Annotated in this window: 24 protein-coding genes; 10 read left to right on the top strand and 14 right to left on the bottom strand. The window is 65.4% G+C overall.

Going from position 1 to position 22,894, the window contains the following annotated elements; translation table 11 throughout:
* Positions 1-16: 16 nt before the first annotated feature.
* Positions 17-922, top strand: a complete 906-nt coding sequence (locus IPG14_RS17855; protein WP_343392719.1) for a TIGR03564 family F420-dependent LLM class oxidoreductase — start codon at positions 17-19, stop codon at positions 920-922.
* A gap of 46 nt (positions 923-968) precedes the next feature.
* On the opposite strand, the gene IPG14_RS17850 is transcribed toward IPG14_RS17855, so the two are convergent.
* Positions 969-2,549: a hypothetical protein gene (locus tag IPG14_RS17850; protein WP_343392718.1), complete on the bottom strand. Its 1,581-nt coding sequence runs from the start codon at positions 2,547-2,549 to the stop codon at positions 969-971.
* Between the two features lie 125 nt (positions 2,550-2,674).
* Here IPG14_RS17850 and IPG14_RS17845 point away from each other — a divergent pair, with 125 nt between their 5' ends.
* The gene (locus tag IPG14_RS17845) at positions 2,675-3,550 is read left to right on the top strand and encodes a helix-turn-helix domain-containing protein (RefSeq protein WP_343392717.1); all 876 of its coding nucleotides are present in this window, start codon (positions 2,675-2,677) and stop codon (positions 3,548-3,550) included.
* Between the two features lie 58 nt (positions 3,551-3,608).
* Positions 3,609-3,845: a hypothetical protein gene (locus IPG14_RS17840; RefSeq protein WP_343385620.1), complete on the top strand. Its 237-nt coding sequence runs from the start codon at positions 3,609-3,611 to the stop codon at positions 3,843-3,845.
* Positions 3,846-3,906: 61 nt separating this feature from the next.
* Here the strand turns inward: IPG14_RS17840 and IPG14_RS17835 are convergent, their stop codons facing one another.
* From IPG14_RS17835 to IPG14_RS17820, 4 genes are all read right to left on the bottom strand, one after another.
* Positions 3,907-4,953, bottom strand: a complete 1,047-nt coding sequence (locus IPG14_RS17835; RefSeq protein ID WP_343392716.1) for a glycosyltransferase family 1 protein — start codon at positions 4,951-4,953, stop codon at positions 3,907-3,909.
* 148 nt (positions 4,954-5,101) lie between these two features.
* Positions 5,102-5,998, bottom strand: coding sequence for a hypothetical protein (locus IPG14_RS17830; RefSeq protein ID WP_343392715.1), 897 nt, complete (start codon positions 5,996-5,998; stop codon positions 5,102-5,104).
* 61 nt (positions 5,999-6,059) lie between these two features.
* Positions 6,060-7,067 carry a GTP 3',8-cyclase MoaA gene (moaA, locus tag IPG14_RS17825; protein ID WP_343392714.1) on the bottom strand — a complete coding sequence of 336 codons (1,008 nt, stop codon included), beginning with the start codon at positions 7,065-7,067 and terminating at the stop codon, positions 6,060-6,062.
* A gap of 17 nt (positions 7,068-7,084) precedes the next feature.
* Positions 7,085-7,564: a MerR family transcriptional regulator gene (locus IPG14_RS17820; protein ID WP_343392713.1), complete on the bottom strand. Its 480-nt coding sequence runs from the start codon at positions 7,562-7,564 to the stop codon at positions 7,085-7,087.
* A 371-nt stretch (positions 7,565-7,935) separates the two neighbouring features.
* Between IPG14_RS17820 and IPG14_RS17815 the strand changes: the two genes are divergently transcribed.
* Positions 7,936-9,267, top strand: coding sequence for a DnaA/Hda family protein (locus tag IPG14_RS17815; protein ID WP_343392712.1), 1,332 nt, complete (start codon positions 7,936-7,938; stop codon positions 9,265-9,267).
* A 3-nt stretch (positions 9,268-9,270) separates the two neighbouring features.
* Here the strand turns inward: IPG14_RS17815 and IPG14_RS17810 are convergent, their stop codons facing one another.
* Positions 9,271-9,957 (bottom strand): PIG-L deacetylase family protein, encoded by a 687-nt coding sequence (locus tag IPG14_RS17810; protein ID WP_343385626.1) that lies wholly within the window; start codon positions 9,955-9,957, stop codon positions 9,271-9,273.
* A gap of 159 nt (positions 9,958-10,116) precedes the next feature.
* On the opposite strand from IPG14_RS17810, the gene lexA reads away from it, so the two are divergent.
* Both lexA and IPG14_RS17800 read left to right on the top strand, forming a co-directional pair.
* Positions 10,117-10,758 (top strand): transcriptional repressor LexA, encoded by a 642-nt coding sequence (lexA, locus tag IPG14_RS17805; protein ID WP_343385627.1) that lies wholly within the window; start codon positions 10,117-10,119, stop codon positions 10,756-10,758.
* 60 nt (positions 10,759-10,818) lie between these two features.
* Positions 10,819-11,805: an ABC transporter ATP-binding protein gene (locus IPG14_RS17800; RefSeq protein ID WP_343392711.1), complete on the top strand. Its 987-nt coding sequence runs from the start codon at positions 10,819-10,821 to the stop codon at positions 11,803-11,805.
* Between the two features lie 5 nt (positions 11,806-11,810).
* Here the strand turns inward: IPG14_RS17800 and holA are convergent, their stop codons facing one another.
* The 6 genes from holA to IPG14_RS17770 form a co-directional block, all read right to left on the bottom strand.
* On the bottom strand, positions 11,811-12,905 hold the full coding sequence (holA, locus tag IPG14_RS17795; protein WP_343392710.1) for a DNA polymerase III subunit delta: 1,095 nt from the start codon (positions 12,903-12,905) through the stop codon (positions 11,811-11,813).
* Positions 12,906-12,959: 54 nt separating this feature from the next.
* Positions 12,960-14,549, bottom strand: a complete 1,590-nt coding sequence (cimA, locus tag IPG14_RS17790; RefSeq protein WP_343385630.1) for a citramalate synthase — start codon at positions 14,547-14,549, stop codon at positions 12,960-12,962.
* Positions 14,550-14,791: 242 nt separating this feature from the next.
* Entirely contained in the window at positions 14,792-15,748 is a 957-nt protein-coding gene (gene pdxA, locus IPG14_RS17785) for a 4-hydroxythreonine-4-phosphate dehydrogenase PdxA (protein ID WP_343392709.1), read from the bottom strand.
* Positions 15,749-15,788: 40 nt separating this feature from the next.
* Positions 15,789-16,487, bottom strand: a complete 699-nt coding sequence (locus tag IPG14_RS17780; protein ID WP_343392708.1) for a hypothetical protein — start codon at positions 16,485-16,487, stop codon at positions 15,789-15,791.
* Positions 16,488-16,524: 37 nt separating this feature from the next.
* Entirely contained in the window at positions 16,525-17,724 is a 1,200-nt protein-coding gene (locus IPG14_RS17775) for a CaiB/BaiF CoA-transferase family protein (protein ID WP_343392707.1), read from the bottom strand.
* A gap of 76 nt (positions 17,725-17,800) precedes the next feature.
* Positions 17,801-18,562 (bottom strand): enoyl-CoA hydratase/isomerase family protein, encoded by a 762-nt coding sequence (locus IPG14_RS17770; protein WP_343385634.1) that lies wholly within the window; start codon positions 18,560-18,562, stop codon positions 17,801-17,803.
* A 160-nt stretch (positions 18,563-18,722) separates the two neighbouring features.
* Here IPG14_RS17770 and IPG14_RS17765 point away from each other — a divergent pair, with 160 nt between their 5' ends.
* The 3 genes from IPG14_RS17765 (at position 18,723) to IPG14_RS17755 (ending at position 21,980) form a co-directional block, all read left to right on the top strand.
* Positions 18,723-20,072, top strand: coding sequence for a 2-isopropylmalate synthase (locus IPG14_RS17765; protein ID WP_343392706.1), 1,350 nt, complete (start codon positions 18,723-18,725; stop codon positions 20,070-20,072).
* Positions 20,073-20,701: 629 nt separating this feature from the next.
* Complete coding sequence (locus tag IPG14_RS17760; protein WP_343392705.1) at positions 20,702-21,490, top strand: hypothetical protein; 789 nt, start codon at positions 20,702-20,704, stop codon at positions 21,488-21,490.
* Positions 21,491-21,590: 100 nt separating this feature from the next.
* The gene (locus IPG14_RS17755) at positions 21,591-21,980 is read left to right on the top strand and encodes a cupin domain-containing protein (protein ID WP_343385637.1); all 390 of its coding nucleotides are present in this window, start codon (positions 21,591-21,593) and stop codon (positions 21,978-21,980) included.
* 14 nt (positions 21,981-21,994) lie between these two features.
* Here the strand turns inward: IPG14_RS17755 and IPG14_RS17750 are convergent, their stop codons facing one another.
* Positions 21,995-22,186, bottom strand: coding sequence for a hypothetical protein (locus IPG14_RS17750; protein WP_343385638.1), 192 nt, complete (start codon positions 22,184-22,186; stop codon positions 21,995-21,997).
* A 10-nt stretch (positions 22,187-22,196) separates the two neighbouring features.
* Complete coding sequence (locus IPG14_RS17745) at positions 22,197-22,442, bottom strand: 4Fe-4S binding protein (protein ID WP_343389406.1); 246 nt, start codon at positions 22,440-22,442, stop codon at positions 22,197-22,199.
* 122 nt (positions 22,443-22,564) lie between these two features.
* On the opposite strand from IPG14_RS17745, the gene IPG14_RS17740 reads away from it, so the two are divergent.
* Positions 22,565-22,888 carry a GntR family transcriptional regulator gene (locus IPG14_RS17740; protein WP_343385640.1) on the top strand — a complete coding sequence of 108 codons (324 nt, stop codon included), beginning with the start codon at positions 22,565-22,567 and terminating at the stop codon, positions 22,886-22,888.
* Positions 22,889-22,894 lie beyond the last annotated feature (6 nt).

The following is a 22,894-nucleotide window of genomic DNA, read 5'->3' as shown; positions in this document are numbered from 1 at the left end:
GATCAGGAGTCAGGTCATGCGCGTGGGAATCATGCTTACGATGCCGGGCGACCCGGCAGCCACCGGGGAGATAACCGCCCGGGCCGTCCGGGCCGAACAGGCAGGGTACGCTTCGGCCTGGCTGCCACAGGTGGCGACGGTCGACGCCCTGATGGCGCTCGCTGTCGCGGGGGCTGCTACGCGCCGGATCGAACTGGGGACGGCCGTCGTCCCGACCTATCCCCGCCACCCAGCGGTCCTCGCCGCGCAAGCACTGACCGCGCAGGACGCCACAGGAAACCGTCTCGCGCTCGGGATCGGGCTCAGCCACCAGATGATGATCGAAGGCAGCCTGGGACTCGACTATTCAAAGCCCATCCCACACATGCGGGAGTACCTGACCATCCTGAATGGACTGCTGGCAGGCGAGCCCGTGCGGTTCTCCGGGGAACTGTTCAAGGTAAACGCGCAGGTTAGGGTGTCCGGGGCGAAGAAGCCGCCGGTGCTGGTCGCTGCCCTTGGCCCGGACATGCTCCGCCTGTGCGGGCGCCTGGCCGATGGCACGATCACCTGGATGGGCGGCATCGACTACCTGCGCACGGTCGCAGTGCCGACGATGTCCGCCGCAGCGGCGAAGGCCGGCAAGCCTGCTCCACGGTTCGTCGCCATGGTGCCGGTGCTCCTCACTGACGACGTCGATGCGGGCCGCGAGACCGTCAACCGGGTCTTCCAGGCTTACGGACAAATTCCTTCGTACCGGGCAACGCTGGATCGCGGCGGAGCGGCCACGCCTGCGGACGTCGCCGTCATCGGGGATAGGTCTGCTGTCTCCGCGGGACTCAAGGCCTTCGAAGCGGTGGGCGTGACCGACTTCGTCGCGGCGATCCCTGCAGGGGCGCCGGGCGAGCAGGCGACCTACGAGGCGCTGGCCACACTGGCGTAGGCCCGCGCAAAACGGAGGCCATCCCGAATGCCGGGAACGAGGCAGGCTACGCCTCGTCCTTATCCTCTTCGTCGTCCTCTTCCTCTTCGTCGTCGTCGTCTGTCGAACTCGAGCGGCGGGCGGTGTCGATGCCGAGGCTCCCGTTTCCGAAGTCCAGGTCTTCAGGGTTTCCGCCGAGCGCGGCGCCGCTGAAGGCGCTGCCTTCAAGGGGATCGATATCGGTCCCGCCGGGCGACGGATGGGCGCTGCCGGTGCCGCGTTGGCCGTCGGGCGTCCCGGGATTGCCGATGAGCGACTCGCTGTTGTTGGGCAGATCGGCAACGGGGCCGGACATGCCGCCCGGCGCGGACTCGTCGGCGGGATCGACGTCACCACCAACCACCCGCCGAATGCCGAGAGCTTCGTGGAGCGCCTGCCGGAACGCCATTTCCGCCTGGGTCGGGCGGCCTCCCTCTCCGTCGGGGCTGCCCGGGTCCTGCACGCCGCCACCCTTGTCACCGCCCGCGGCGCTGCCCATGACTTTGCCGACGGCGGTCTCGAGATTCTTGATGCCCTGCTCTTCGTGGCCCTCCGCCACGGTCTGTGAGTCCGTCGTCGTTCCGATCCCGTCCTCAACTTCGTGGAGTTGCCTGGCCTGGTTGACATTCGTCGGCGCCGACGCCTCCTTGATGAAATCGACAGCGCGGTCCATCCAGCCCTTCTCACTGGCGGCTTCGGCCTCGGCGGCACTCCCAAAACCATAGCCCGCCTTCTGGAACTTGAAGCCCCCGGGAACTGACGGAGAGCCGGAGTCCGGCGTGACGCCGGCCGCTTCGGCAGCTCGTGCTCGATCCTCTGGAGTCACGGAATTCACCGCGTCGCTCAATGGATTCGAACCGTGGGCAACATTGGGAGAGCTCTCGCGGGTTTGCTGGTCACCGATGAGGCCCGCGCCAATCGCGAGTTCTTGTTGTGCGAAAGCCAGGCGACCACCGAACAACGAGCCACCGCCGGAAGTTAGCTGACCGACGACCTCGGCGGTATGTTGCTCACCTCCGTCGCCCGAATTCCCGAAGAGGTCGTCGACCGCTGGTGCAGGGCTGGAAGCGCCAGCCGCCGCGCCGCCGGGAGCCGTCGTCGTACTGGCAGCCGCCTCGAAGACGTCCATGGGGCCTTTGATGTTGGCGCGCGACGCTGCGAGCTTGCCGACCGCATCTTCAACGGCCGCATCGAGCTGGCTGGTCGCACTGCTCTCTCCCTGGGATTGGCTCCCGCTGCCAGGATCGGCGCCGGTCTTGATGCCGCTGTCGTTGGCCTGCCTGCCGGGAGTCGGGATGGTCGCGGCCGTGCCGGGCGCCTGTTCAGTCCCCGGAGTCAGCTTCACCTCCGCTTCGGCGACCCGCGCGCGAAGATCCGGGGCGGGACTGGCGGCAGTCGTAGCCGTTGCGGAGCCCTGTTGTTTGGTGAGGATGGCGGAGGCAGCGGAAGGGTCGACAGCGCCGGCTTTGCCGGAGCCAGGGCCCTGGTGCGTCATTGTGGGCGGCGCATCGTCCGCGGGCGCCTGTTTCGCAGCCTGTTTCACCTCGGCGATTCGCTGCTTGGCTACAGGGGTTGGTCCAGTGAGTGGGCTCTTGGGTTTGGTCGCCATTGGGGAGCCTCGGTGCTTCCGATTGTTGATAGCGCAGCGTCGGGCCCGGGACACCGTCGTGACAATCCCGGGGCGGCTACGCTGTGTATCCACCCGAGTGCTATAGTCCCGCCAAGGGTGGCACAGTGGCTGACTGGTCAACACTGCTGAGGGACCTCCGGGATAGGGAAGGTCTCACACGACGAGAAGTCGCCTCCAGGGCGGCAATCGCCCCGGCGACGGTCAAGGCGTACGAACTTGGACTCCGCCACCCCTCTCGCGAGTTGCTCGCGGCCGTCCTCGATGCCCTGAAAGCCGACCTCCTCACGAGGAACCAGGTGCTCGCCGGCGCGGGATTCGTCCCCGACGGACGGACCCACGCCGATCGGCTGGATAACGAGTGGTTCACGTTCGAAGAGGCAGCGGCAGAGATCGAACAGTCACCGTTCCCGGCACACCTCGGAAGCGAGACGATGGACGTCGTCGCAGCGAACACGGCCATGCAAGGCGTCTGGGGCGTGGACCTTCGGTTTGATCACCGGCGGCCGTTCGAACTCAACCTGCTGAGCATGCTGAGCGCGGCGGACGTGGCAGACCGCATCGAGAACTGGGACGAAGCCACGAGCATCGCCGTTTCGGTCCTGAAAGGGCACTACGGGGGAGACGCGGCCATCCAGGTTGAACACAACCCCTACCTCGCCGCGGCGATGCAGCACTTCCTGGAAGGGGAACCGGCGTATGTCCAGCGCCTGCTCCAGATCTGGGCCGCGGTGGAGCCGAGGAAGCGCAAGCGCCGCTGGGCCTACCCGGTCACGTGGCTCCACCCGGAAGCGGGGCGGCTGAGCTTCCACGTCCAGGTGAACCCGGCGGACGCAGTCGGGTCGATCTCGTTCAACGACTGGATCCCGATAGACGAGGCAACGTGGGCCGGTGTCCGGTGGCTGTCCGCGAACGGGAGCCGCGGGGTGCGGACGTACGTCGCGCGCGAGCGCCACGACGCCTACTTAGCACTTGCTCAGTAAACGGAATTTTGCGATACCATTGCCGTCACAGTCCTGTCGCCCAAGAGTGAGTAGAGCCATGCCGAACACACCCCCGAAATGTGAACTGCGCGCCCGCCGCCATGACCCGGTCGACCCGTACTCCACGAGTTTCAAGGTGTACACGAGTGGGCGCCTCAAGGGCGCCATCCTCCCGATTGACGAGGAGGACGGCATGCGTTGGGAGAGCGTCGAACTCGATGGCACGGTCACGCGCTGGCGCTACCGCAACCAGGCGCGCGACTACCTCTGTGGGCTCCCAATCATCAGCCAGTAGCAGCGAGCCACCCGGAAGGCGGGGTTCATCGACCCGCCAACGGTCGGGAGGTCGAGTGCCCCTACGCCCCCGTCCGGGCCCGCGCGAAGTCCATCGCCCGTCCGTAGGCACTGAACAGCTGGTTGCGGATGGTCCCGGCGCTGTAGCGTGCGACCTCACGCAGGCCGGCCGCGGCGAGCGACTGCTGAAGTTGGGCCGAACCGAGGACTTCGGCGAGTGCGGCGGCGAAGTCTCGCGCGTCGTCGAGGTCCGGTGGCCCCTTCCGCAGCTTGCGAAACGGTACGATCCGGGCGCCGCTCCCGGCGACTTCCGGCAGCGCGCCGCCGTTGCTGCAAACCACCGGCAGGCCAGCTGCCATCGCCTCCGCAACCGGCATGCCAAAACCCTCGTCCAGGCTGGGCTGGGCGAGGACGGTGCTACTCCGAAGTAAAGAGAGCAGCCGTTCATCGCTAACTCCCCCGAGTTCCACGACGCGATCCTCCAGGCCGAGCTTGCGCACCAGCGAGGGCAAGTCCTCGTCGAAGGGGTACCCCACGCGCACAAGCTTTGCGCCACGGAGTTCCGGCCGGGCCAGGGCGTGCAGCAAGAGGGGAAGGTTCTTATAGGGCGCCGTTGTGCCGATGCTCAAGATCGTGGCGGGCTCGCGCACGGCGCCCGGAGCGGGCGGCGAGATCTCGCCAGGGACGTGGATGCCAACGGTCTGGACTCGTTCTGGCGGCAGCGGCCGCGCCTTCAAGAGCTCCCGCCGCGTGTGTTCTGACGGCGTGATCACGAGGTCAGAACGGTCCAAGAGCCTGAGGGAGCGCTTGTAGACCACCCGCCATCGCGCTCCGCCACGACGCCACGTGGCGTACTCGGCGGGCATGGTGTCGTGCACCGTCGTCACCCGGGCCGCATCAAACCTCCGTGCGTGGACACCGAGGTACACATCGGTGAAGTGGACCACGTCGATCGGGGCCGGCCAGCTTGGGGGCAGCGGGGCGAAGCGCCGGTAGCTCGGCACGAGACGCCGGAACGGCCGGGGCATGTTGATATGGCTCGCGTCGACGGTGGTCACCGCTACTTCCGGCCGCAACAGCGTCGTCAGCCGGCCGGCATAGCGCGCCATGCTCCGCCACACATCCGCCGACGGGGTGTGCGGTTCGACAAGAAGGACGCTCCCCGGTCGGCCCGGGGTTCCAGCGCTCATTCGGGTATGTAGGCCGAACGCATGGACCGCCCGGGAGCACCCCGCGCGCCGGGCGGGGCGGCGCTGGCTACTGGACACCGTCCTGCGTGTACAACGGGCTGGAAGCTTTCATCCAGCGAAGGAGCATCCGCATTTCTGCGATTCGCCTGCCGCTGTCGTCATCGAGGCCCGTCTCGAACCACATGTGTTCGGTCTTGGGGCTCTGGCCAACGGCCACAACCTCCCCGGTGCAGGTGTATTCGGTGTCAACCATTACCGGCCCATTCACGTTCCGCAGTTCGATTGCACCGAAGAGTCCTACCGCCTGGCCGATGGGGCCGCGCAGGGAGGCGACGCTCTTCGCATAGAGGAGTTGGACCATCGGCGCGAGCATCGCGATCGGCTTGCCCCAGGGCGAATCGGAGACGAACCAGTCGAGCGGTTCAGTCGTGATCTTCATCCGTTCCTGCTGCTGCGCGAGCGAAACGGAAACTCGGACGGGGTCGAACTTTCGGCCGGGCACGATCCCCTTAAGGAGTCGCAGTTCGCCAGCCGCGAAGCGATCCAGCGGTCGCGCCAGGAGCGCCGAAGGCACGCCGGGATTGCCGACGGAAGCCGTGCCCTGGGCGACCTGCATCCCGTCGTCCCGTCGCACCCAGGCGTCGACCTGGGCGTCGGTTGCGCCGGCCGGCGGCTGCTTCAGGAAGGCCCGGACGGCCTCGCGGTCGGTGGTGGCGTTCATGTAGTACATGGAAAGGCTGCCGCGCTCGAACCAACGTTGACCGAACGCTTCGAGGAGGAGGGGAGGGAAGAGCTCGTTGTGGATCGAGCCCGCGACGGTGCCGCCGCGGAAGCCAAGCTTCGACGCTGTCGCATCGTCGTGGATGCTTCCTTTGGCGGTGCTTGAGTTGTTCACCGAGCGGCGCAGAGGCCCGCTGATGATTCCGTCTGCTACGGAGATGCCAGAGTCTGACGCGGTCGTCATTGGTCGCCTCATTGATTACGAATGCGGGAAGCCTAGCGCCGCGCCGCGCCGTTGGCCACTGCTACCCACCGATGTGCGACATCTCCACTTTCGGAAGGAGGGCGGTCTCCGCGGTCCGCAGTTCTGAGTACCGATCATCGCGAACGTGCCAGACCGATGCCAGGAATTCGGAGAGCTCGCCATCGGTCGCCCCGGAGCGCAGGAGTGCCCGGAAGTCGTGGCCGCGCACCCCGAACAGGCAGGTGTAGAGCTCTCCTTCGGGAGAGAGGCGGGCGCGGGTGCAATCGCCGCAAAACGGTTCGGAAATCGAGGTGATGATGCCGATTTCGCCTTCACCATCGAGATAGCGCCAGCGCCGCGCCACCTCGCCGCGGTAGTTCGCTCCGACCGGTTCGATCGGGAGTTCGGCATTGACTCGTTCGACGATTTCGCGGCCGGTCACCACGTGTTCCAGCTGCCAGCCATTCGTCGCACCGACATCCATGAACTCGATGAAGCGGACGATGACGCCGCTCCCCTTGAAGTGGCGCGCGAGGTCGACAATCGTGTGGTCGTTTGTACCGCGTTTCACCACCGCATTGACCTTGATCGGGTCCAGCCCCGCCTCCCTGGCGGCCTCGATACCATCGAGCACAACCGAAGCGGGCACGCCGGAGTCGTTCATCGACTGGAAGACCGCATCGTCCAGTGAGTCGAGCGAGACGGTGATCCGTTCGAGGCCAGCCGCCTTCAGCTTCCGGGCCTGGTTGCGCAAGAGCGAGCCATTCGTGGTCAGTGTCAGATCTCGGAGGCCGGGCGTGGCGCGCAACTGGGCGATGAGCGAGTCGAGGTCCTTGCGGACGAGTGGTTCGCCCCCGGTCAGCCGGATCTTCTCCACGCCGTGAGCGATGAAGATGCGGGCAAGGCGGGTGATCTCCTCGTAGCTCAGGATCTCGGCGCGGTCCAGGAACTGGTATCCCGGGCCGAAAATCTCTCGAGGCATGCAATAGGTGCAGCGGAAGTTGCAGCGGTCGGTGACGGAAATGCGCAAGTCGCGCAGGGGGCGCTGAAAGGCGTCAGTGAGTGCCACGTCACCAGTGTAGCGAATCAGGCCTGCGAAGTGGCGGCTTCCTGCTCGGGAAGTTCGGCGAAGCGGAGGAGCAGCTCGTCGTATTTCCGGACCCGCTCGGCGAGCTCCTCCCGCAGCATCGACATCTTTTCCATTTTCTGGTCGATGATCGCGAGTTGCTGGCAGGTGGCTTCGCGGCCAAGACGAACCTTCTCGGCCTTCTCGTCTGCGTCGGCATCCTTGCGCCAACCGGCCTTCACCTGGAGGCGGACGTCTTCCGCTTCCATCATTTCCTTGATTTCCGCCAGGGAGAAGCCGAGCAACTCCTTGAGCTGCCGGATCCGGTCGATCCGCTCCATGTCCTCGCGGGAGTAGAGCCGGAAACCGCCGTCCATCCGGGTGGGCGGGTTCAGGAGACCCTTCTCTTCGTAGTACCGGAGCGTCCGCTGGGTGAGGCTGGCGCGCTCGGCAGCCTCGCCAATCTGAAGGAACCGTTCGGACGCGGGGGTTTCGGCCATGGCTGGACTGTAGTCTACCAACGTTAACGCGAACGTCAATGTTTCACCAGGGACATCAGGGAGTCCCTGAGATCCGGTTTCAGTGAGAGGATTACGACGTTCGAGAGGGTTGCGTATTCCCGAGTTTCAGGCTCTGGAATCGGATTGCCACATAAGCCGACCCGCTCGTGAAAACTGCGTGCGAAGGCCCGGCACAAGTACATAACAGCGTTGAACCAGCCCCGGGGTGGGACTACCTTACGCCCTGCGTTCTCGGGCGGCCCGCCGTGATGCCTCCCCTGGAAGGGCCCTTCAGCGGCCCCGTTGACCACCTTCATCGTCGCCGTCTTTCGATTCGCCCGCACTGCGGGAGGAAGGAGTGTTGCCCGAAAATGGAAGACCGTGCCCGGCTCGATGCGCGCGAACTGGCTCGTGCCTGGCAGGCGATCCTCGGGCGGCTCGAACTCGAACTCAATCCGCACAACATGACTGCCTGGTTCAGCCCAACTCGAGCACTCTCGTTCGATGGGGCCGTGTTGACTCTCGAGGCGCGCACCGCGATGGCGAGCGAGTACCTGGACCGTCGGATGCGCGTCGTTATCGAACGAGCCGCTACCCACGTGTTCGGGTGCCCGGTCAGCCTTGCTCTCGTCGCGGCAGGAGAGGCGCCGGACGAACCTTCGACTTCGACCGGTTCGTCGGCCGCGCCTTCGGCCGGCGTGCTGGCGATGGGGACGCTCAATTGTGCCTACTCCTTCGAGGACTACCTCGCTTCCGATGGCAACCGGCTGGCGTTCGAGGCGTGCATCGCGCTCGTCGAACCGAGCGACCTCGTGGCGAGTCCGGTTGTGCTTTTCGGCGCCCCAGGGATGGGGAAGACTCACCTGCTTCACGCGCTCGCCTGCCGTGCGAAGGATCTCGGCCGCAGCGTCGCCTGCCTTAGTGCGGAGGAGTTCACGAACCGGTTCCTCGGCGCCCTGCGGGCAAGACGGGTGGAGGAGTTCCAGGACCAGGTTCGTTCCGTGGACATTCTCATCGTCGATGACCTCCAATCGATCGCCGGCAAGAAGGCCACCCAGGACGAACTGGTCTGCACGATGGACGCGGTGTGCAACGCCGGGGGACATGTTGTGGTCGCGAGCGAGCGGCACCCCTTCGAACTCGGCCTGCCCGAACGGCTGGAGTCACGTCTCGCGGCGGGCATCATCACGCGTGTCGAGCCCTTCGATCGGGGCGAGCGCCGGGCGTTCGTCGAACACATCGCCCGCCGAAAACGTGGTGGTCTCCCCGCATGGGCTATCGACCGGCTGGCCGCGGTAAACGCCTCCTCGGTGCGGGTGTTGCTCGGCTGCGTCAATGCGGCCATGGCACTCGAACGCGCCCAGAAACTCGACGCCCGCTCCCTCGATGCATCACTCGCCGGCGTCACCGTGCTCGATGCCACTCACGCCCAGGGTTCGGCCGGCGGCGAGCAGGACCTCCTGGACCGCATCGCACGCTACTTCGCGATCGCTACCGAGGACATCGTTGGGCGTTCACGCAGTCCTCGTTTCAACGATGCTCGCGCGGTGGCGGCCGCAGCGCTCCAACAGCGCGGATACAGCCTCCCACGCATCGCCGCTGTGCTTTCGGGCCGGGATAAGAGCACGGTCAGTACGCTCGCCAGCCGGGGCCGCACCATGCTTGAGGAACAGGACATCCTCCGCCACCTGTTGGCCGGCTGACCGCTAGAACTGCAACTCGACCCGGCGAAAGCGCTCGACGTACCGACCGTCCTCAGACTTCCACCGCTCGCGGGAGAATGCCGCGAAGTCTTCCAGGCTGCCGAACTGCGTCAGATGCGCGGAGAGTGCAAGGATCTTCTGGTCCACCTGAGGTTCGATGTCGACATCGAAGTTGGGCTGGTTGGTGTTCCAGAGGAGCACCTCCCGGACCCGGTGCGGCTCGAGTCCTTCGGCGAGGTGCTCGGGGAAGTTCAGGTGGTCCCGCGCCGTCGGGTAGACCGCGTCGAGCGCGGCCGTCCCGAGTGCGCGGTGGTCCGGGTGATTGATGAAGCTGTCGCGGATGATGATGTCGGTCGGGTCGTGGGTGAGGACCGCGTGCGGGCGAAGCATGCGGATGAAGCGCACCAACTGCTCCAGGAGAACGCGGGTGTAAACGAGTTCGCCGTCTTCGTGATCGAGGAAGAACACGTCGCGCGCACCGAGGCGGCGGCAGGCCTCGCGTTGCTCTTCCCGGCGGAGGGCGATCAGCCGTTCTCGCGGCATCGACCGGTCTTCGGTCCCCTTCGCCCCGTTCGTGGCGATCAGGAAGTACACGTCCCAGCCCCTGGCGGCGAGCTGGGCCGAATACCCGGCGGCGCCGAATTCGCCATCGTCCGGGTGGGCGGCGATAACCAGTGCTGTTTCTGCCATACGTCGATCGATGTTGTGGCACTTCCCGGCGGATCGCAATCCACCCCGGCAGACGTCCGGCCCCGCCACCGGCGACGGGTGTTCGGAACACGATTGACGATAAACCCGAGGCGTTGCTAAAGTTCGGGCACGAACATGCGTTCGAGAGGCCAGGCCCCGATGAAAGAACTCTCATCCAAACAAGACCAGATCCTCGATTTCCTTCGAACCTTCATCGAGGACAAGGACTACCCCCCGAGCATTCGCGACATCCAGGAGGGCTGCAGCATCAGCAGCACTTCTGTTGTCGATTACAACCTTCGCAAGCTCGAGGAGAAGGGGATGATCCGGCGCGACCGCGAGGTCTCCCGCGGTATCGAGGTGCTGGGTTCGAAGGGTGGGCGCCGCGCGCGCATCATTGAGATCCCGGTCATCGGTGCGATCGCCGCAGGACAACCGATACCTGTCCCCTCTTCCGAACGCTGGAGTTACGACGCGGAAGACACGGTCGCCGTTACCGAGGACATGGTCCGTGGAAAGACGAACGTGTTCGCCCTCCGTGTGAAGGGCAAGTCGATGATCGAGGATCTTATCGACGACGGCGACATCGTCTTCCTCGAACCGGCCCGCGCGGCCAATGATGGCGAAAAGGTCGCGGTCTGGCTGAAGGATCGCGGTGAAGTGACCCTCAAGCGGATCTACCACGAAGGGAACCGCGTGCGCCTCCAGCCGGCGAACAGCAGCATGCAGCCCATCTACACGTCACCCGACAACGTAGAGATACAGGGCCGCTTCATCTCGTCGATCCGCCCAAGCGATTAGAATCACGGTTCAGCACGCTTCACCGGCGGGGCCACTGCAGGCCCCGCGCTTGGGTTTGGGATGAACGAACCGATCGTCAGCGTCCGCGACCTCTCTATCCGTTACCGCACGCGGGAAACGGTGACGTACGCCACCGAAAACGTCTCCTTCGACCTTCGCCGCGGCGAGATCCTCTCCATTGTGGGCGAGAGCGGCTCCGGGAAGTCCACCGTGGGCATGGCCATCCTCCGCCTCCTCCCCGGAGAAGCAGATGTCCTCTCCGGCGAAGTGAACTTCGAAGGACGCAACATCCTATCGCTCACCGAACACGAACTCCGCCCGCTGCGGGGGCGGCGCATCGCCATGATCTTCCAGGATCCCGTGGCGGGCCTCAACCCGGTCATCGACATCGGGAGCCAGGTCGCCGAGATGCTCACCAGCCATGTGAACATTGGCAAGAAGGAGGCGCGCATCCAGGCTGTGCAGATCCTTCGTGATGTCGGACTGCGGGACCCGGAGCGTATCGCGAAGTCGTACCCGTTCCAGCTTTCCGGCGGCATGTGTCAGCGCGTGATGATCGGAATAGCCACGGCGCTCAACCCGGAAGTCATCGTCGCCGACGAACCCACGAGTGCCCTCGACGTGACCATCCAGGCGCAGATCCTCCACCAGCTCGACCAGCTGCGGCAGGAACGCGGCACCGCCATCCTGTTGATAACGCACGACTTCGGAGTCGTGGCACAGATGGCCGACCATGTCGCCGTGATGTACGCCGGCCGTGTGGTGGAATCAGGCAACGTCCGGGACATGCTGAAGGCGCCGCTGCACCCTTACACGCACGCGCTGCTGGGCACTCTCCCGCGCGTGGATGGCGCGCATTCGCACCTGCGCCAGATACCCGGCCACCCGCCGGAGATGACCGAGCCTTCGGTGCACTGCCCGTTCATCCCTCGCTGTTCGAAGGTCATGAACGTTTGCCGCCAGGAGCCGCCACCGTCGCTGGCGCAGCCCCGGACCGCCACCCACGAGGTCGCGTGCTACAACCCGGTGTGGCAGTCGCTGGACTGAGGGCGTCAGCGGGAGGTTCGAGACGGGACCGGCTCGGCGAGCGAGCAGAGCTTGATCAGCAAGAGGTCGAGCGCGACCTCTTCCGCTACTTCTCCGAGCTTGTTGGTCCGGTCGGCCTCCACCAGGTACTGGTAGGCACGCTTCAGACCGGCCGGGCCGAGACGTTTCGCCGCGCGGACATCCCGTTCCAACTGCCAGTTGTTCTGCCGCTTGAGCTCTTCGGCCATGGCGGGCGGCGGCATCCCGGCGGCGACGAGATCCACCACCGGGGCGAGTGTTCGAAAGCGGGAGGTGATCAGGCCGAGCAGGCCCTGCAGGTTCTCGCCGCTCTCCTTCAAGATCTCGAGCGTGGAGAGCGCCGCTCCCAGCTGGCAGTTGATGACCGCATCGGTGAGGTCCCAGGACTTCGCCTCGCGGTCACCGTGGGAGACGCGATTCACGTCGGCGACCGTCACCTCACAGCCGGAATCACGCGTGTAGAGCGCCAGCTTGTCCAGTTCGTTCGCGATGCTGAGCGTGTCTCCCTGCAAGAGGTTTGCGAGCAACTGGGCGGGGTCGGTCTCGGGCGGGTGCTCCTCATGCGCCTCGAAGTTGCCGCCGCGCCGGAAGCGAATACCGCGCATCGCCGCCTCCTCGTTGATGTAGCGCAGGAGGTGGTCTTTTTCGAGCGCGGGGTGTTCCTCGACGCTTACGTCGGGCAGCTTCGAGAGCGCCGAGACGAGCGGGTTCGTCTTCGTCACCGCGCGCTGGCGCCCTTCCACGAGGAACGGTTGGCCGAAAAACACGAGCGTGGTCGTCCACGGGATTCCCCGCCCCAACTCTTCGGGGACCTGTTCCCATACGCCAAGTGCACGCGGGCCGCGAGGTCCACCCCGCGCCTCGAAGCGTTCGAGAAGGTGCTCAACGATGACGAGGCGTTTCGGAGCAAGGAAGGGCGGCGCCATGCACGGCCCGAGTACATCGTTCGGTTTTGCATCGCGGCCGTCGACGACAGACATGTTCGTGACGAGCATTCCGCTGCCGCCGTCCGCTTCATCCTTCAGCTCCTGGAGGCGGCGGCGCATGGCCAGTTCGTTCGCGCCGAAGAGGAGGATGATCACGCGGTTAGGGTACGCGGATGGGGCCGGTTTCGCATGGATTCATGCTGGTCGCCGCTACCCCGCGGCGATCAGCGCGTACTCCAGCGCATCCGCCAGGGCAAGCCAGCTCGCCTCGATGATGTCGGTCGAGGAACCAACCGTAGTCCAGTAACGGTTGCCGTCGGTGCTTTCGATGAGGACCCGGGTCTTCGCGCCGGTAGCGGCCTGGGAATCGAGGATGCGGACCTTGTAGTCCACCAGCTTCACGTGCTCCAGTTGCGGATAGACCTGCACGAGCGCTTTCCTGACGGCGCCGTCGAGCGCGTTCACCGGCCCGTTTCCTTCATGGGCGGTGTGCTGCTGTTGTCCTTCGACCGAGAGTTTCACCATCGCCTCGGCGAGCATCTCGTTCTGCGTCTCGCGGTCGTGGCTGCGCCCACGACGTTCGACGATGACGAAGTCCTCCAGCTCCCAGGGGGCGCGGTAGCCCGGCAGGGAACGCCGCACGAGCAGTTCGAAGCTGGCTTCGGCGCCTTCGTACTGGAACCCCTGGCTCTCCTTTTCCTTCACCACTTCCAGGAGGCTGCGCACCTCCGCCTGTGTCAGCGGATAGTCGATGCCCAGCTCCTGGAGTTTCATGAGGAGATTGCGTTGGCCGGAGAGCTCGCTCACGAGCACGCGCGAGGAGTTCCCAACGAGACCCGGATCGATGTGCTGATAGGCGCGTTCATCCTTCATGATGCCCGCGACGTGGTAGCCGGCCTTGTGGGCGAATGCCGAAGCCCCGACGTACGGCGCACCGGCGTTCGGGACCATGTTGGCGAGCTCGGAGACATAGTTGGAGACCTCGGTGAGGCGGGCAAGCTGCTCATCCTCCACGACGTTGAGGCCCATCTTGAGTTTCAGGTTCGCGAGGATGGTGAGGATATCGGCGTTGCCGCAGCGCTCGCCGTAGCCGTTCACGCAGCCCTGAACCTGCCAGACACCGGCCTCGACCGCGGCCATGGAGTTTGCCACCGCCAGGCCTGCATCGTTATGGCAATGAATGCCCAGCCGGACGTCATTGACCCGGGCCTGGGCGGCCTCGATGGCGGCCAGCATCGAACGGGTGGTCATGCCGCCGTTCGTATCGCAGAGAACGAGCGCATCGGCGCCCGCCCGCGCCGCAGTTGCCAGGCATTGAAGGGAGAAGTCGGGATCAGCCGCGAAGCCGTCAAAGTAGTGCTCGGCATCGAAGAACACCGTCTTCCCCAGCTTCTTGAAGTACGAGATGGTGTCGGCGATCATCGCCAGGTTTTCTTCCGCGCTGGTCTCCAGGATTTCACGCACCTGGTACATGCTGGCCTTGCCAACGAGCGTTATGCCCGGTGTCTCGGCAGCGACGAGGCTCTGGATGTTCGCATCGGTCTCGCAGGTGATGTTCGGCTTACGAGTCCCGCCGAAAGCGCTCACCTTCGCGTTCCTGAGGTCGATGTTGCGGAGACGGCGGAAGTATTCGGCGTCCTTGGGGTTGGACCCGGGGAAGCCGCCCTCGATCCATTCGAGACCCAGCTCATCGAGCTTCCGCGTAATCCGGATCTTGTCCTCGACGGAGAGGGAGATGCCCTCCATCTGGGACCCGTCTCGGAGGGTGGTGTCGTAGAGCTGGACGCGGTCAGTCGGCATGCGTGAGGGACCTTTCCTTCTTGAACAAGGGTAGCGGGCGTCGGTAAACGGGAAAACGGCGAAGGAGGGAAGGTGCTAAATGGCAGCCCCGCGTGATGGACGCGGGGTTGTTCTCACCGGCGACACGGGAGACGTGTGCATTCGAAGGATTGTAGCAGGTCTCACAGGCCCGACCGTCAGGGAACCGCGAAGTGTGCCCGAGACAGAGCAGTCACGATCGGCACGGCCGGCAGGTCGCCGCCCTAACCCAATCCATTACCGGTTGCCAGGTTCGCCGCGAGCCGGACCGCTTCAACCATGCTCGTTTCGTCGGCGACACCCTGTCCAGCGATGTCGAAGGCGGTACCGTGGTCCACCGAGGTGCGGATGAAGGGGAGTCCGAGGTTCACGCTGATGCTCTGTTCGAACCCGTAGACCTTGATCGGGATGTGTCCCTGGTCGTGGTACATGACGACGACGACGTCGAACCTCCCGGCGATGGCGGCGTTGAAGACCGAGTCCGCCGGGTGAGGGCCGCTGGCGTCGATGCCGAGGGCGCAGGCCTCCGTCACCGCGGGCGCGATTTCGTCCAGCTCCTCGCGGCCGATGAGCCCATTGTCGCTCGCGTGGGGGTTCAAGGCTGCAACGGCGATCCGGGGCGAGGGCACTCCCCAGCGCGCGAAGTGGGCATGGGTCAACTGGATCGCTGCGAGGACGTTGTCGCGGGTGACATAGCGGCAGGCTTCGGCGAGCGACTTGTGCGTGCTCAGGTGCATGCAGCGAAGCCGACCCGAAATGAGCATGGTCTTCACATTCGTGGCGCCACTCAGGCGCGAGAGGACCTCCTGGTGGCCGGTATCGGCGATGCCGGCCCGTTGGAAGGCATCCTTGTTGACCGGGGCGGTGACCATGGCGGCGGCTTCGCCCGCCAGGCACAGCTTCGCCGCGAATTCGATCCAGGCATGGGCCGCGCGGGCCGAATCAAGGGAGAGCTGGCCGATCGGGAAAGGGCCCTCGGGGACACCCTGGATCTCGGTCACGGGTGGTGGCGCCCCCGGCAGGGAGAGCCGCTGCCAGGCATCGAACAGGACCTGGGCCGAACCGACGACCGAGAGGTCGGCGAGCGAGCGGACCTCTGGCTTCGAAAGGGCCTTCGCGACAACCTCCGGGCCGATGCCGGACGGGTCACCCATGGTTACGACGATTCGAGGAGGAGCCACAAGACCAACTATAAGAGTCCCGGCGACCCGACGGCTGTGACTAGCAGGGGTTCCCGCCGGGCCCGCGGTCGTAGGCCTTCGAAAACGCTTCGGACGATAGGCTCGATTTCGGCTGTTCGCCCCATTTCTCGAACGTCCAGACCAGGGGCTTGCCGTTGTTGGTGGCCGTGCGGGAACTTAGCTGGTTTGGCAGGAAGGTCCCCGGGCGAAAGCTGATCTCGGTCTCGCCAAGACCATCGAGGACGAGGATCAGCGTTGTCCGACCGGTCGCGGCCTTCAGGCCGGTGGCGCCCCGGATGCGGTCGTTGCCGAGGAAAACGAAAGGCGAAAGCACTTCTCCGCCGCCGCCCGGCACGCGGGCAAGAGCATCGCAGGTGCTCCGCTTGAAAAACGTCTGGCCGTCCCGCAGCCAGAGGCTGTAATCCCCGTCGCCCGTGCGGAACAGGTTCGCGGCAGCGGTTACCCTGCCGTCCTCGCGGCCAACCGCCACGGTCCCGCTGTCCGCGCCGCCCCACTGCGGCAGGACAAAGTTCTCCTGGCGAGCGGAGATGGTGTAAGCGCCTTCGGCGTCGATGGCTCTCTGGATGCGGTCAGCCAGCTCCGCGCCGGTGTACGGCGAGTCGAACGGGCCGTCGAGGGGCTCATCGTCGTCCGAGGTCTTCTCGCGGTCGCTGCAGGCGGCCGCGACGACAGCGACCCCCGCCAGGAGGGCCAGGAACACAAACGATTTCACGCTCATTGCCGGCACACGATAGCACCTGCCGGGAGCAAAGCGTCTAGGAGTCGCGCAGTTGGCCGACCGCGCCGGATTCAAACAGGTGCGCTACTTCGGTCTCGGTGTAGCCGATAGCGCCGAGAATCTCGTTTGCGTGTTCGCCGGGTTTAGCTGCGCCGCGCACGGCCCCACCTGGAGTACGCGACAGCTTCACCGGCGTGTTCGCCACCCGCAGCGTGCCGCCGGTCCAGGTGGGCAAATCGACCAGCATCTCCCGGGCGGCCACCTGGGGGTCCGCCGCCACTTCGTCGACGCGGTTCATCGGGCCGATGAGGGCAACCGGGCTCAACAGTTCTTGCCATTCGGCCTTTGTCTTCCGGCGGAACGCTTCGAAGAGGATCGGCTCGAGCTCGGCGTAGTTCTTCGTCCGGATCGGGTTCGTGGCGAAGCGCTCGTCGGTGGCGAGTTCGTCGCAGCCCAGCAGGCCGCAGAACAACGGCCAGTTGTGGTCTTTTACATTCGCAACCACGACCCAACCATCCTTCGCGGGGAAAGCCTGGTGCGGCGTGCTCAGGGGATGGCGAAGGCCAACGGGCCCCTGGACCTGGCCGGTGGAGGTGTAACGCACGAGCGCGTTTTCCATGAGCGCGACCTGGGCATCGAGCATTGCGACATCGACGTGCTGGCCAAGGCCAGAGCGGTCGCGTTCGACGAGCGCGGAGAGAACACCGATGGCTGTGTACATACCGCCGCCCATATCACCGATGGAGTAGCCGGCGCGGGCCGGGTTGCCTCCGGTGTGCCCGGTCATGCTCATCACCCCGCCCATACCCTGGACGATGGCGTCGACGGCGCCGCGCTCGCGGTACGGTCCGGTGTGCCCGAAGCCGGAAGTCGAGGCGTAGACCAGTCGCGGGTTTCGGGCGCTCATCTCGTCATAGCCGAAGCCGAGGCCTTCCATGGTCCCCGGCGAGAAGTTCTCGGTGAGCACGTCGATCTGTTCGACCATCTTGTAGACGATCTCTTTTGCCTCGGGCACCTTCAGGTCGAGCATGATGCTCTTCTTCCCGCGGTTCACGGAGAAGAAGTACGTGCTCACGCCGTGGACATAGGGCCCGCTGCCGCGACGCGTCTCGTTCTGGTGGGCCGTCTCGATCTTCCAGACTTCGGCGCCGAGATCGGCAAGGATCATCACGCCGTACGGCCCGGCGAGCGCCCAGGTGAAATCGAGCACCTTGATTCCCGAAAGCGGTCCCGGCATGTGAGGCTCCTTCTTCGTGGTCCGGCATGCCTGCGCCGGCTGGCTCCCCCTGGATCGAGGGTCGGCTGAGCGGTTGTCAGCGGCCGGTCACCCGCTTGGTCGCATCCCGGAACCGGGCGACCTGTTCGGGGCTGCCGCGCAGGCGGCGATTCGCATCGTCTTCCATGTGGCGCGCGTCATCGGAGAGGGTCGCGGTATCGATGACGCGCTTCGACTCCTGTACGGAGGAGCGCGACATACCGGCGATCGTCTGCCCCATCGCCCAGGCCGCTTCCATCAGTTCGCCAGGCTGGTGCAATGATGTCACGAGCCCGTAGTCGAACGCTTCCTGCGCATCGAACCGCCGCGCCGTGAAGATCAGCTCTTTCGCCCGGGCGGCGCCAACCAGCCGCGGGAGCGAGGCAGCCGCGACGACGAGGCCGTATTCGGCGCCGGGCAGGCGGAAGCTCGCGTTGGTGGAGGCGATCCGGATATCGCAGCCAATCGCCATGCGCGCACCGCCGCCGAAACAGTAGCCGTTCACCGCGGCGATAACCGGCTGCGGCGCTTTCGCGATGACGCCGAACAGCCCACCGGCGCCGCGCGAACGGGCCACCGCCGCGTTCTCTTCGACTCCGCTCATTTCGAGCATGTCGCCGCCGGCGCAGAAAGCTTTCTCGCCGGTGCCGGTCAGGATGATAGCGGCGACTTCCGGGTCCTCGGAGGCGCGAAGGATGGCGTCGCCGAGCTGGTCGCTCAGCGCGGCACTGAGGGCGTGGTGGCGCTCGGGACGGTTTAGCGCCAGGCAAACGACCGCGCCCCTGCGTTCTTCGATGACGAGTGATTGGGATTCAGACATTGGAGCGGATTCTAGACATTGCTGTACAAAACCGCGAATGCCCGGTGTGCCGGGCATGTGGCACGCTCTATGGCTGGGGGTGGCAGGTATAGCGAACCTGAGGTGGCACAGAACGGCTTCGATGTGATTGTATACAATCATCACACCTGGAGACCAAGCCTTGGCCGCTTCCTGGCTCACCTTCACGACCCCCAATGCACACTCCTCTGTCGCCGGCCCGGACTACTACCGCGACCAGTTCCCCTACACGCTCCCGCCGCTGGTCCAGTTCGAACGCGAACCTGTCGCCCTGAATCCGGAACACGATATCTGGATCACCGACACCACCTTTCGCGACGGCCAGCAGAGCCGCGCTCCCTACTCGGTCGCCCAGATTGTCCACCTCTACTCGCTCCTGCAGCGCCTCGGCGGCACAAAAGGCATGGTCCGGCAGTCGGAGTTCTTCCTGTATACAAAGAAGGACCGCGAGGCGGTCGAGCGCTGCCAGGAACTGGGCTACCGCTTCCCGGAAGTGACCGGATGGATCCGGGCGACGATGGCGGACTACCAGCTCGTGCGGGCGGCCGGGCTCAAGGAGACCGGTATCCTCACCTCGATCTCCGATTACCACATCTTCAAGAAGCTCGGCTCCAGCCGGGAAGCTGTCATCGCCGGTTACCTGGATGTCGTCGATGCCGCTCTCGCCGACGGCGTCATCCCGCGCTGCCACATCGAAGACAGCACGCGCGCCGACTTCCACCACGTGGTCCTGCCTTTCGTCCAGGCGTTGATGGAGCGCGGCAGGCAGGCAGGCATCCAGGTGAAGGTGCGCTATCCGGACACGATGGGCGTCGGTGTGAGCGACCCGTACGCCGCGCTCCCGCGGGGTATCCCCCGGCTGACTCACCTGCTTCGGACGGAAGGCGGCGTCCCGAGCGAAGCGTTGGAGTTCCACGGCCAGAACGACCTCAACGCCATCATTCCGAACGCGGTTTCGGCCTGGCTCTACGGCGCGAGCTCGAACAACGGCACCCTGCTCGGCATCGGCGAACGCAGCGGCAACACGCCGATCGAGGCGCTCGCCTTCTGGCTCATCGGCCTGACCGGCGAGACTCAGGGCATCGACACCACGGTCATCTCCGAGATCGCCGACTACTACCGCGAGATCGGAGAGACCGTGGACCAGCGGCTGCCGTTTGTCGGTTCGAACTTCAACGTCACCCGCGCGGGCATCCACGCCGACGGGATGATCAAGGACGAGGAGATCTACAACCCGTTCGACACAACCCGGCTGCTCAACCGGCCTCCGGGAGTGGCCATCACGGACAAGAGCGGCGCGGCCGGACTTTTGATGTGGATGCAAACCCACCGCCCGGCCGAAGCCGCCGGCCTGGACAAGCGCGACCCGCGCCTGGTGCGCGCCCTCGACATGGTCATGCGCCTCTACGACGACGGCCGCGTCATCGCCATCGCGGATGAAGAGGTGCACGAGATTTTGGATGAGGCGTTCGCGGGGGTGGGGGTGGGGTAGGGGAAGGAGCTACCGGACGCTGTTCGCGAGCCGCAACTTGCTGTCGAGTTGTTCAGTCAATGGGAGTGCCCAGGAGACACCGTTATCCGGCTCAAGCACCTTCCCGTCAGCCAGGGCAATTCTGATTTCTCCACACACGGAACGAACCGCGCCTTCGAGTTCGAGGAATTCAGACCGAGCATCTGTCGGGACTCGGGGAACCTTGGCACAACGCGCCGAAGCATTGCGAAGACTGAGGGCGATGTCCTTCAGCCCCATACAGGGGCCGCTGCATGGAAGGTCAGGGTCAGCCACATACCGGAGACGAAACGCGATTGATTCTGATTCCGCCAACAGAGCGGACGGATCAAACTCCGCCCGGCTTGGCTGCGATTCGGTTGGGATAGCCGGTTCGGTCGTTGTCTCATCGCCATCGCGAACCCCGCAAGTACCGCCAATGACGAATAGGGCAATCACGACCAACCCTGAAACAGCCACGGTCAGCCCGGCCCAGCGTAGATAACGTGCTCTCTGCATGAGTTGCCTCGCTCAGACTAGGCTAACAGGTGAGCGAGGCCGCCTTTCCTGAGGGAGGGCCTCGAGCCTGCCCACTCGTTGCACATTGCCCGTCCCTCCGCACTATTACCCTCGTGCGCGTCCTCCTTCTTGGCAGCAGCAACGACACCGGTTCCTGGGTGCGCCAGACGGAGAAGAAGCACGTGCTCGCGGGCGAGCGGCTTGAAGCGGAGCTCGGCGAACCGGTCGAGTGGGTGGTGAAGGGCGTCTGGCCGACGGCCGAGTTGCCCGGGCTGGTGGAACGCTGGGTCGAAGAGTCGCAACCCGACCTGGTGTACGTGAACACCGGGAGCTACTGGTTCCTGTATCGCTCGGTGCCGCTGCGCGTGGAACGCCTACTGGGACGGGTCGGCGGCGAACGCCTCGGCGATGCGGGGGCGCGGGTGGCGAAGAGCAAGCGCTGGGCGTACAACGCGCCGTTCCGGTTCACACGGCGGGTGCTTCAGGCCACTATCGGCGGAGACACGAACTTCACGACGCAGCAGGTCATCGACCGGATGTCGGATTGCGTCCGCATCGCGGCGCGCGCCGAGGGCGCGGTCGTGGTGGTCAAAGGGCCGCACGGGAAAGCGCGGCTGAGTGCCCGGAAGCGCGCCTTCGAACGCGACGAGCGGGAGCGCCTGAAGCTGCACAAAGCACTCGAAGACCTTTGCGCGGAGCTCCACGTGACCTACGACGGGGTCGGCGAAGGCGGTGTGCGCAACCAGCCGGCGTTCCTGGGAGGCACCACCGTCGGAGACGGGCTGCATGCGAACGAAGTCCGCCACGTCCACGAAGCGGACGTGCTTTACCAGGGCATCCGTGCGGGCATCGTGGCAGCGGGGAGGCTCGGGCCGGCGGCTTCGGGCCACCAGGCCACCTGACTCAGACCTTTCGGCCCATACTCGTCACCCGGGGCCATGCGATCGTAGACGAACGATAATTCGCATGGCTCGCTTCCGCCATGGCAACGAGGAGCACCCGATGACTACCGCGCAACGCCCGATTCCCGTCGGCAAGTACGAGATCCTCCAGGACTACGAAACGAAGGCGGCGAGCGTGCGCGTGTTCCGGATGGAGGGTTCGGTCGAACGAATCGAGCAGCACGTCCATCACCATTCGACGCAGATTTACATGGTGATCGCGGGTGAAGCCCGCATCACGGTCGACGGCGTGGACCACACGTTGCGGCCGTTCGAGACGCTGGCGGTCTACCCGGGCACAGCCCATGGGGCGGCGCCCGTTGGACCGCAGGCAATCCTCGCGAACATCTCGATACCGCCGCTCGCCGCCGACGACCAACTCCCGGTGGCCGGAGAGCCGGAACCGCCAGACCTCAAGCTGCCGAAAGTCGGTAGCGATTACGACGACTGACAGTTCGCGATCCCTTAGCGGCGCGGAGCCCCGCCGCCCATACCCTGTGCCAGCGTCTCGAAGAAATCGAGGACGCGGCCGAAGCGTTTGTGCGACCGCTCCACCGGCACGTAGGCAGAGCCGCGCAGGCGGAAGTCGACCTCCAGCCTTGCCCGGTCCTGTTCGGAGACCATCGGCCCGTCTGCTGGGGCGGGGCGCCGCTTCATCGGCTGTTCGCTACTTCTTACGGAAGAAGTCCGCGTTGATCTGGGTGTATTGTTCCTGGCCCACCGGGATCTCCCAGGTCGAGAAGATCGCATCGACCGGACAGACGTGGCGGCAGGCGTTGCAATCGATGCAGCCATCCGGGTCGATGTAGAACATCGCATCGTCCGGCGTCGTCTTGATGCAATCGACGGGGCAAACATCGACGCAAGTGCCGTCTTTCACGTCGATGCACGGTTCGGTAATGACGTAGGGCATGGTGGGAGTCTACAAGAACCGGCGCGCCAGCGATGGGCATTTCGCGGGGATGCCCGCGCGGTCCGGGCACTCGTCGGACACTCCATGCCCCTGCGGTCGCGACCCGCGTATGCTTGAGACAGATGACGATCCCCAAGCAGCAGCGGACCAAGGCGGACCTCGTGTACGAGGCGCTGCAATCCTCCATCATGTCCGGGAACATCCGCGAGGGTGAACACCTGCGGCAGGAGGAAGTGGCGGCACGCCTCGGCGTCAGCCAGACACCAGTGCGCGAAGCGTTCCGGAGGCTCGAGAGCGAGGGCCTGGTCGAGCATGCGCCGAACCGGGGGATCATCGTGCGCGGCATTCCCTGGTCGCCTCCGCCATCACCCCTGGATGTCATCGCCCGTCGCTGGGGGGAACTCGTGAATGACCCCGACCGGATCCCGGGGAGCGACTTCCCCTAGGCGTTT

Source organism: Candidatus Amarobacter glycogenicus, from assembly GCF_016704105.1.
GTDB lineage: Bacteria > Chloroflexota > Dehalococcoidia > Tepidiformales > Tepidiformaceae > Amarobacter > Amarobacter glycogenicus.
This window is presented reverse-complemented; position numbering and strand designations above follow the sequence as displayed.

What these genes read in the sequence shown, in the direction of transcription:
- cimA (WP_343385630.1), bottom strand. Translation starts at nt 14,549, where the DNA reads ATGCCGACTGACCGCGTCCAGCTCTACGACACCACCCTCCGAGACGGG.
- IPG14_RS17835 (WP_343392716.1), bottom strand. Translation starts at nt 4,953, where the DNA reads ATGGCGCGCTATGCCGGCCGGCTGACGACGCTGTTGCGGCCGGAAGTA.
- IPG14_RS17830 (WP_343392715.1), bottom strand. Translation starts at nt 5,998, where the DNA reads ATGACGACCGCGTCAGACTCTGGCATCTCCGTAGCAGACGGAATCATC.
- IPG14_RS17745 (WP_343389406.1), bottom strand. Translation starts at nt 22,442, where the DNA reads ATGCCCTACGTCATTACCGAACCGTGCATCGACGTGAAAGACGGCACT.
- IPG14_RS17815 (WP_343392712.1), top strand. Translation starts at nt 7,936, where the DNA reads ATGGAAGACCGTGCCCGGCTCGATGCGCGCGAACTGGCTCGTGCCTGG.
- IPG14_RS17740 (WP_343385640.1), top strand. Translation starts at nt 22,565, where the DNA reads ATGACGATCCCCAAGCAGCAGCGGACCAAGGCGGACCTCGTGTACGAG.
- IPG14_RS17750 (WP_343385638.1), bottom strand. Translation starts at nt 22,186, where the DNA reads ATGAAGCGGCGCCCCGCCCCAGCAGACGGGCCGATGGTCTCCGAACAG.
- IPG14_RS17755 (WP_343385637.1), top strand. Translation starts at nt 21,591, where the DNA reads ATGACTACCGCGCAACGCCCGATTCCCGTCGGCAAGTACGAGATCCTC.
- lexA (WP_343385627.1), top strand. Translation starts at nt 10,117, where the DNA reads ATGAAAGAACTCTCATCCAAACAAGACCAGATCCTCGATTTCCTTCGA.
- IPG14_RS17820 (WP_343392713.1), bottom strand. Translation starts at nt 7,564, where the DNA reads ATGGCCGAAACCCCCGCGTCCGAACGGTTCCTTCAGATTGGCGAGGCT.
- IPG14_RS17840 (WP_343385620.1), top strand. Translation starts at nt 3,609, where the DNA reads ATGCCGAACACACCCCCGAAATGTGAACTGCGCGCCCGCCGCCATGAC.
- IPG14_RS17775 (WP_343392707.1), bottom strand. Translation starts at nt 17,724, where the DNA reads ATGCCGGGACCGCTTTCGGGAATCAAGGTGCTCGATTTCACCTGGGCG.
- IPG14_RS17770 (WP_343385634.1), bottom strand. Translation starts at nt 18,562, where the DNA reads ATGTCTGAATCCCAATCACTCGTCATCGAAGAACGCAGGGGCGCGGTC.
- IPG14_RS17780 (WP_343392708.1), bottom strand. Translation starts at nt 16,487, where the DNA reads ATGAGCGTGAAATCGTTTGTGTTCCTGGCCCTCCTGGCGGGGGTCGCT.
- IPG14_RS17850 (WP_343392718.1), bottom strand. Translation starts at nt 2,549, where the DNA reads ATGGCGACCAAACCCAAGAGCCCACTCACTGGACCAACCCCTGTAGCC.
- IPG14_RS17810 (WP_343385626.1), bottom strand. Translation starts at nt 9,957, where the DNA reads ATGGCAGAAACAGCACTGGTTATCGCCGCCCACCCGGACGATGGCGAA.
- IPG14_RS17800 (WP_343392711.1), top strand. Translation starts at nt 10,819, where the DNA reads ATGAACGAACCGATCGTCAGCGTCCGCGACCTCTCTATCCGTTACCGC.
- IPG14_RS17855 (WP_343392719.1), top strand. Translation starts at nt 17, where the DNA reads ATGCGCGTGGGAATCATGCTTACGATGCCGGGCGACCCGGCAGCCACC.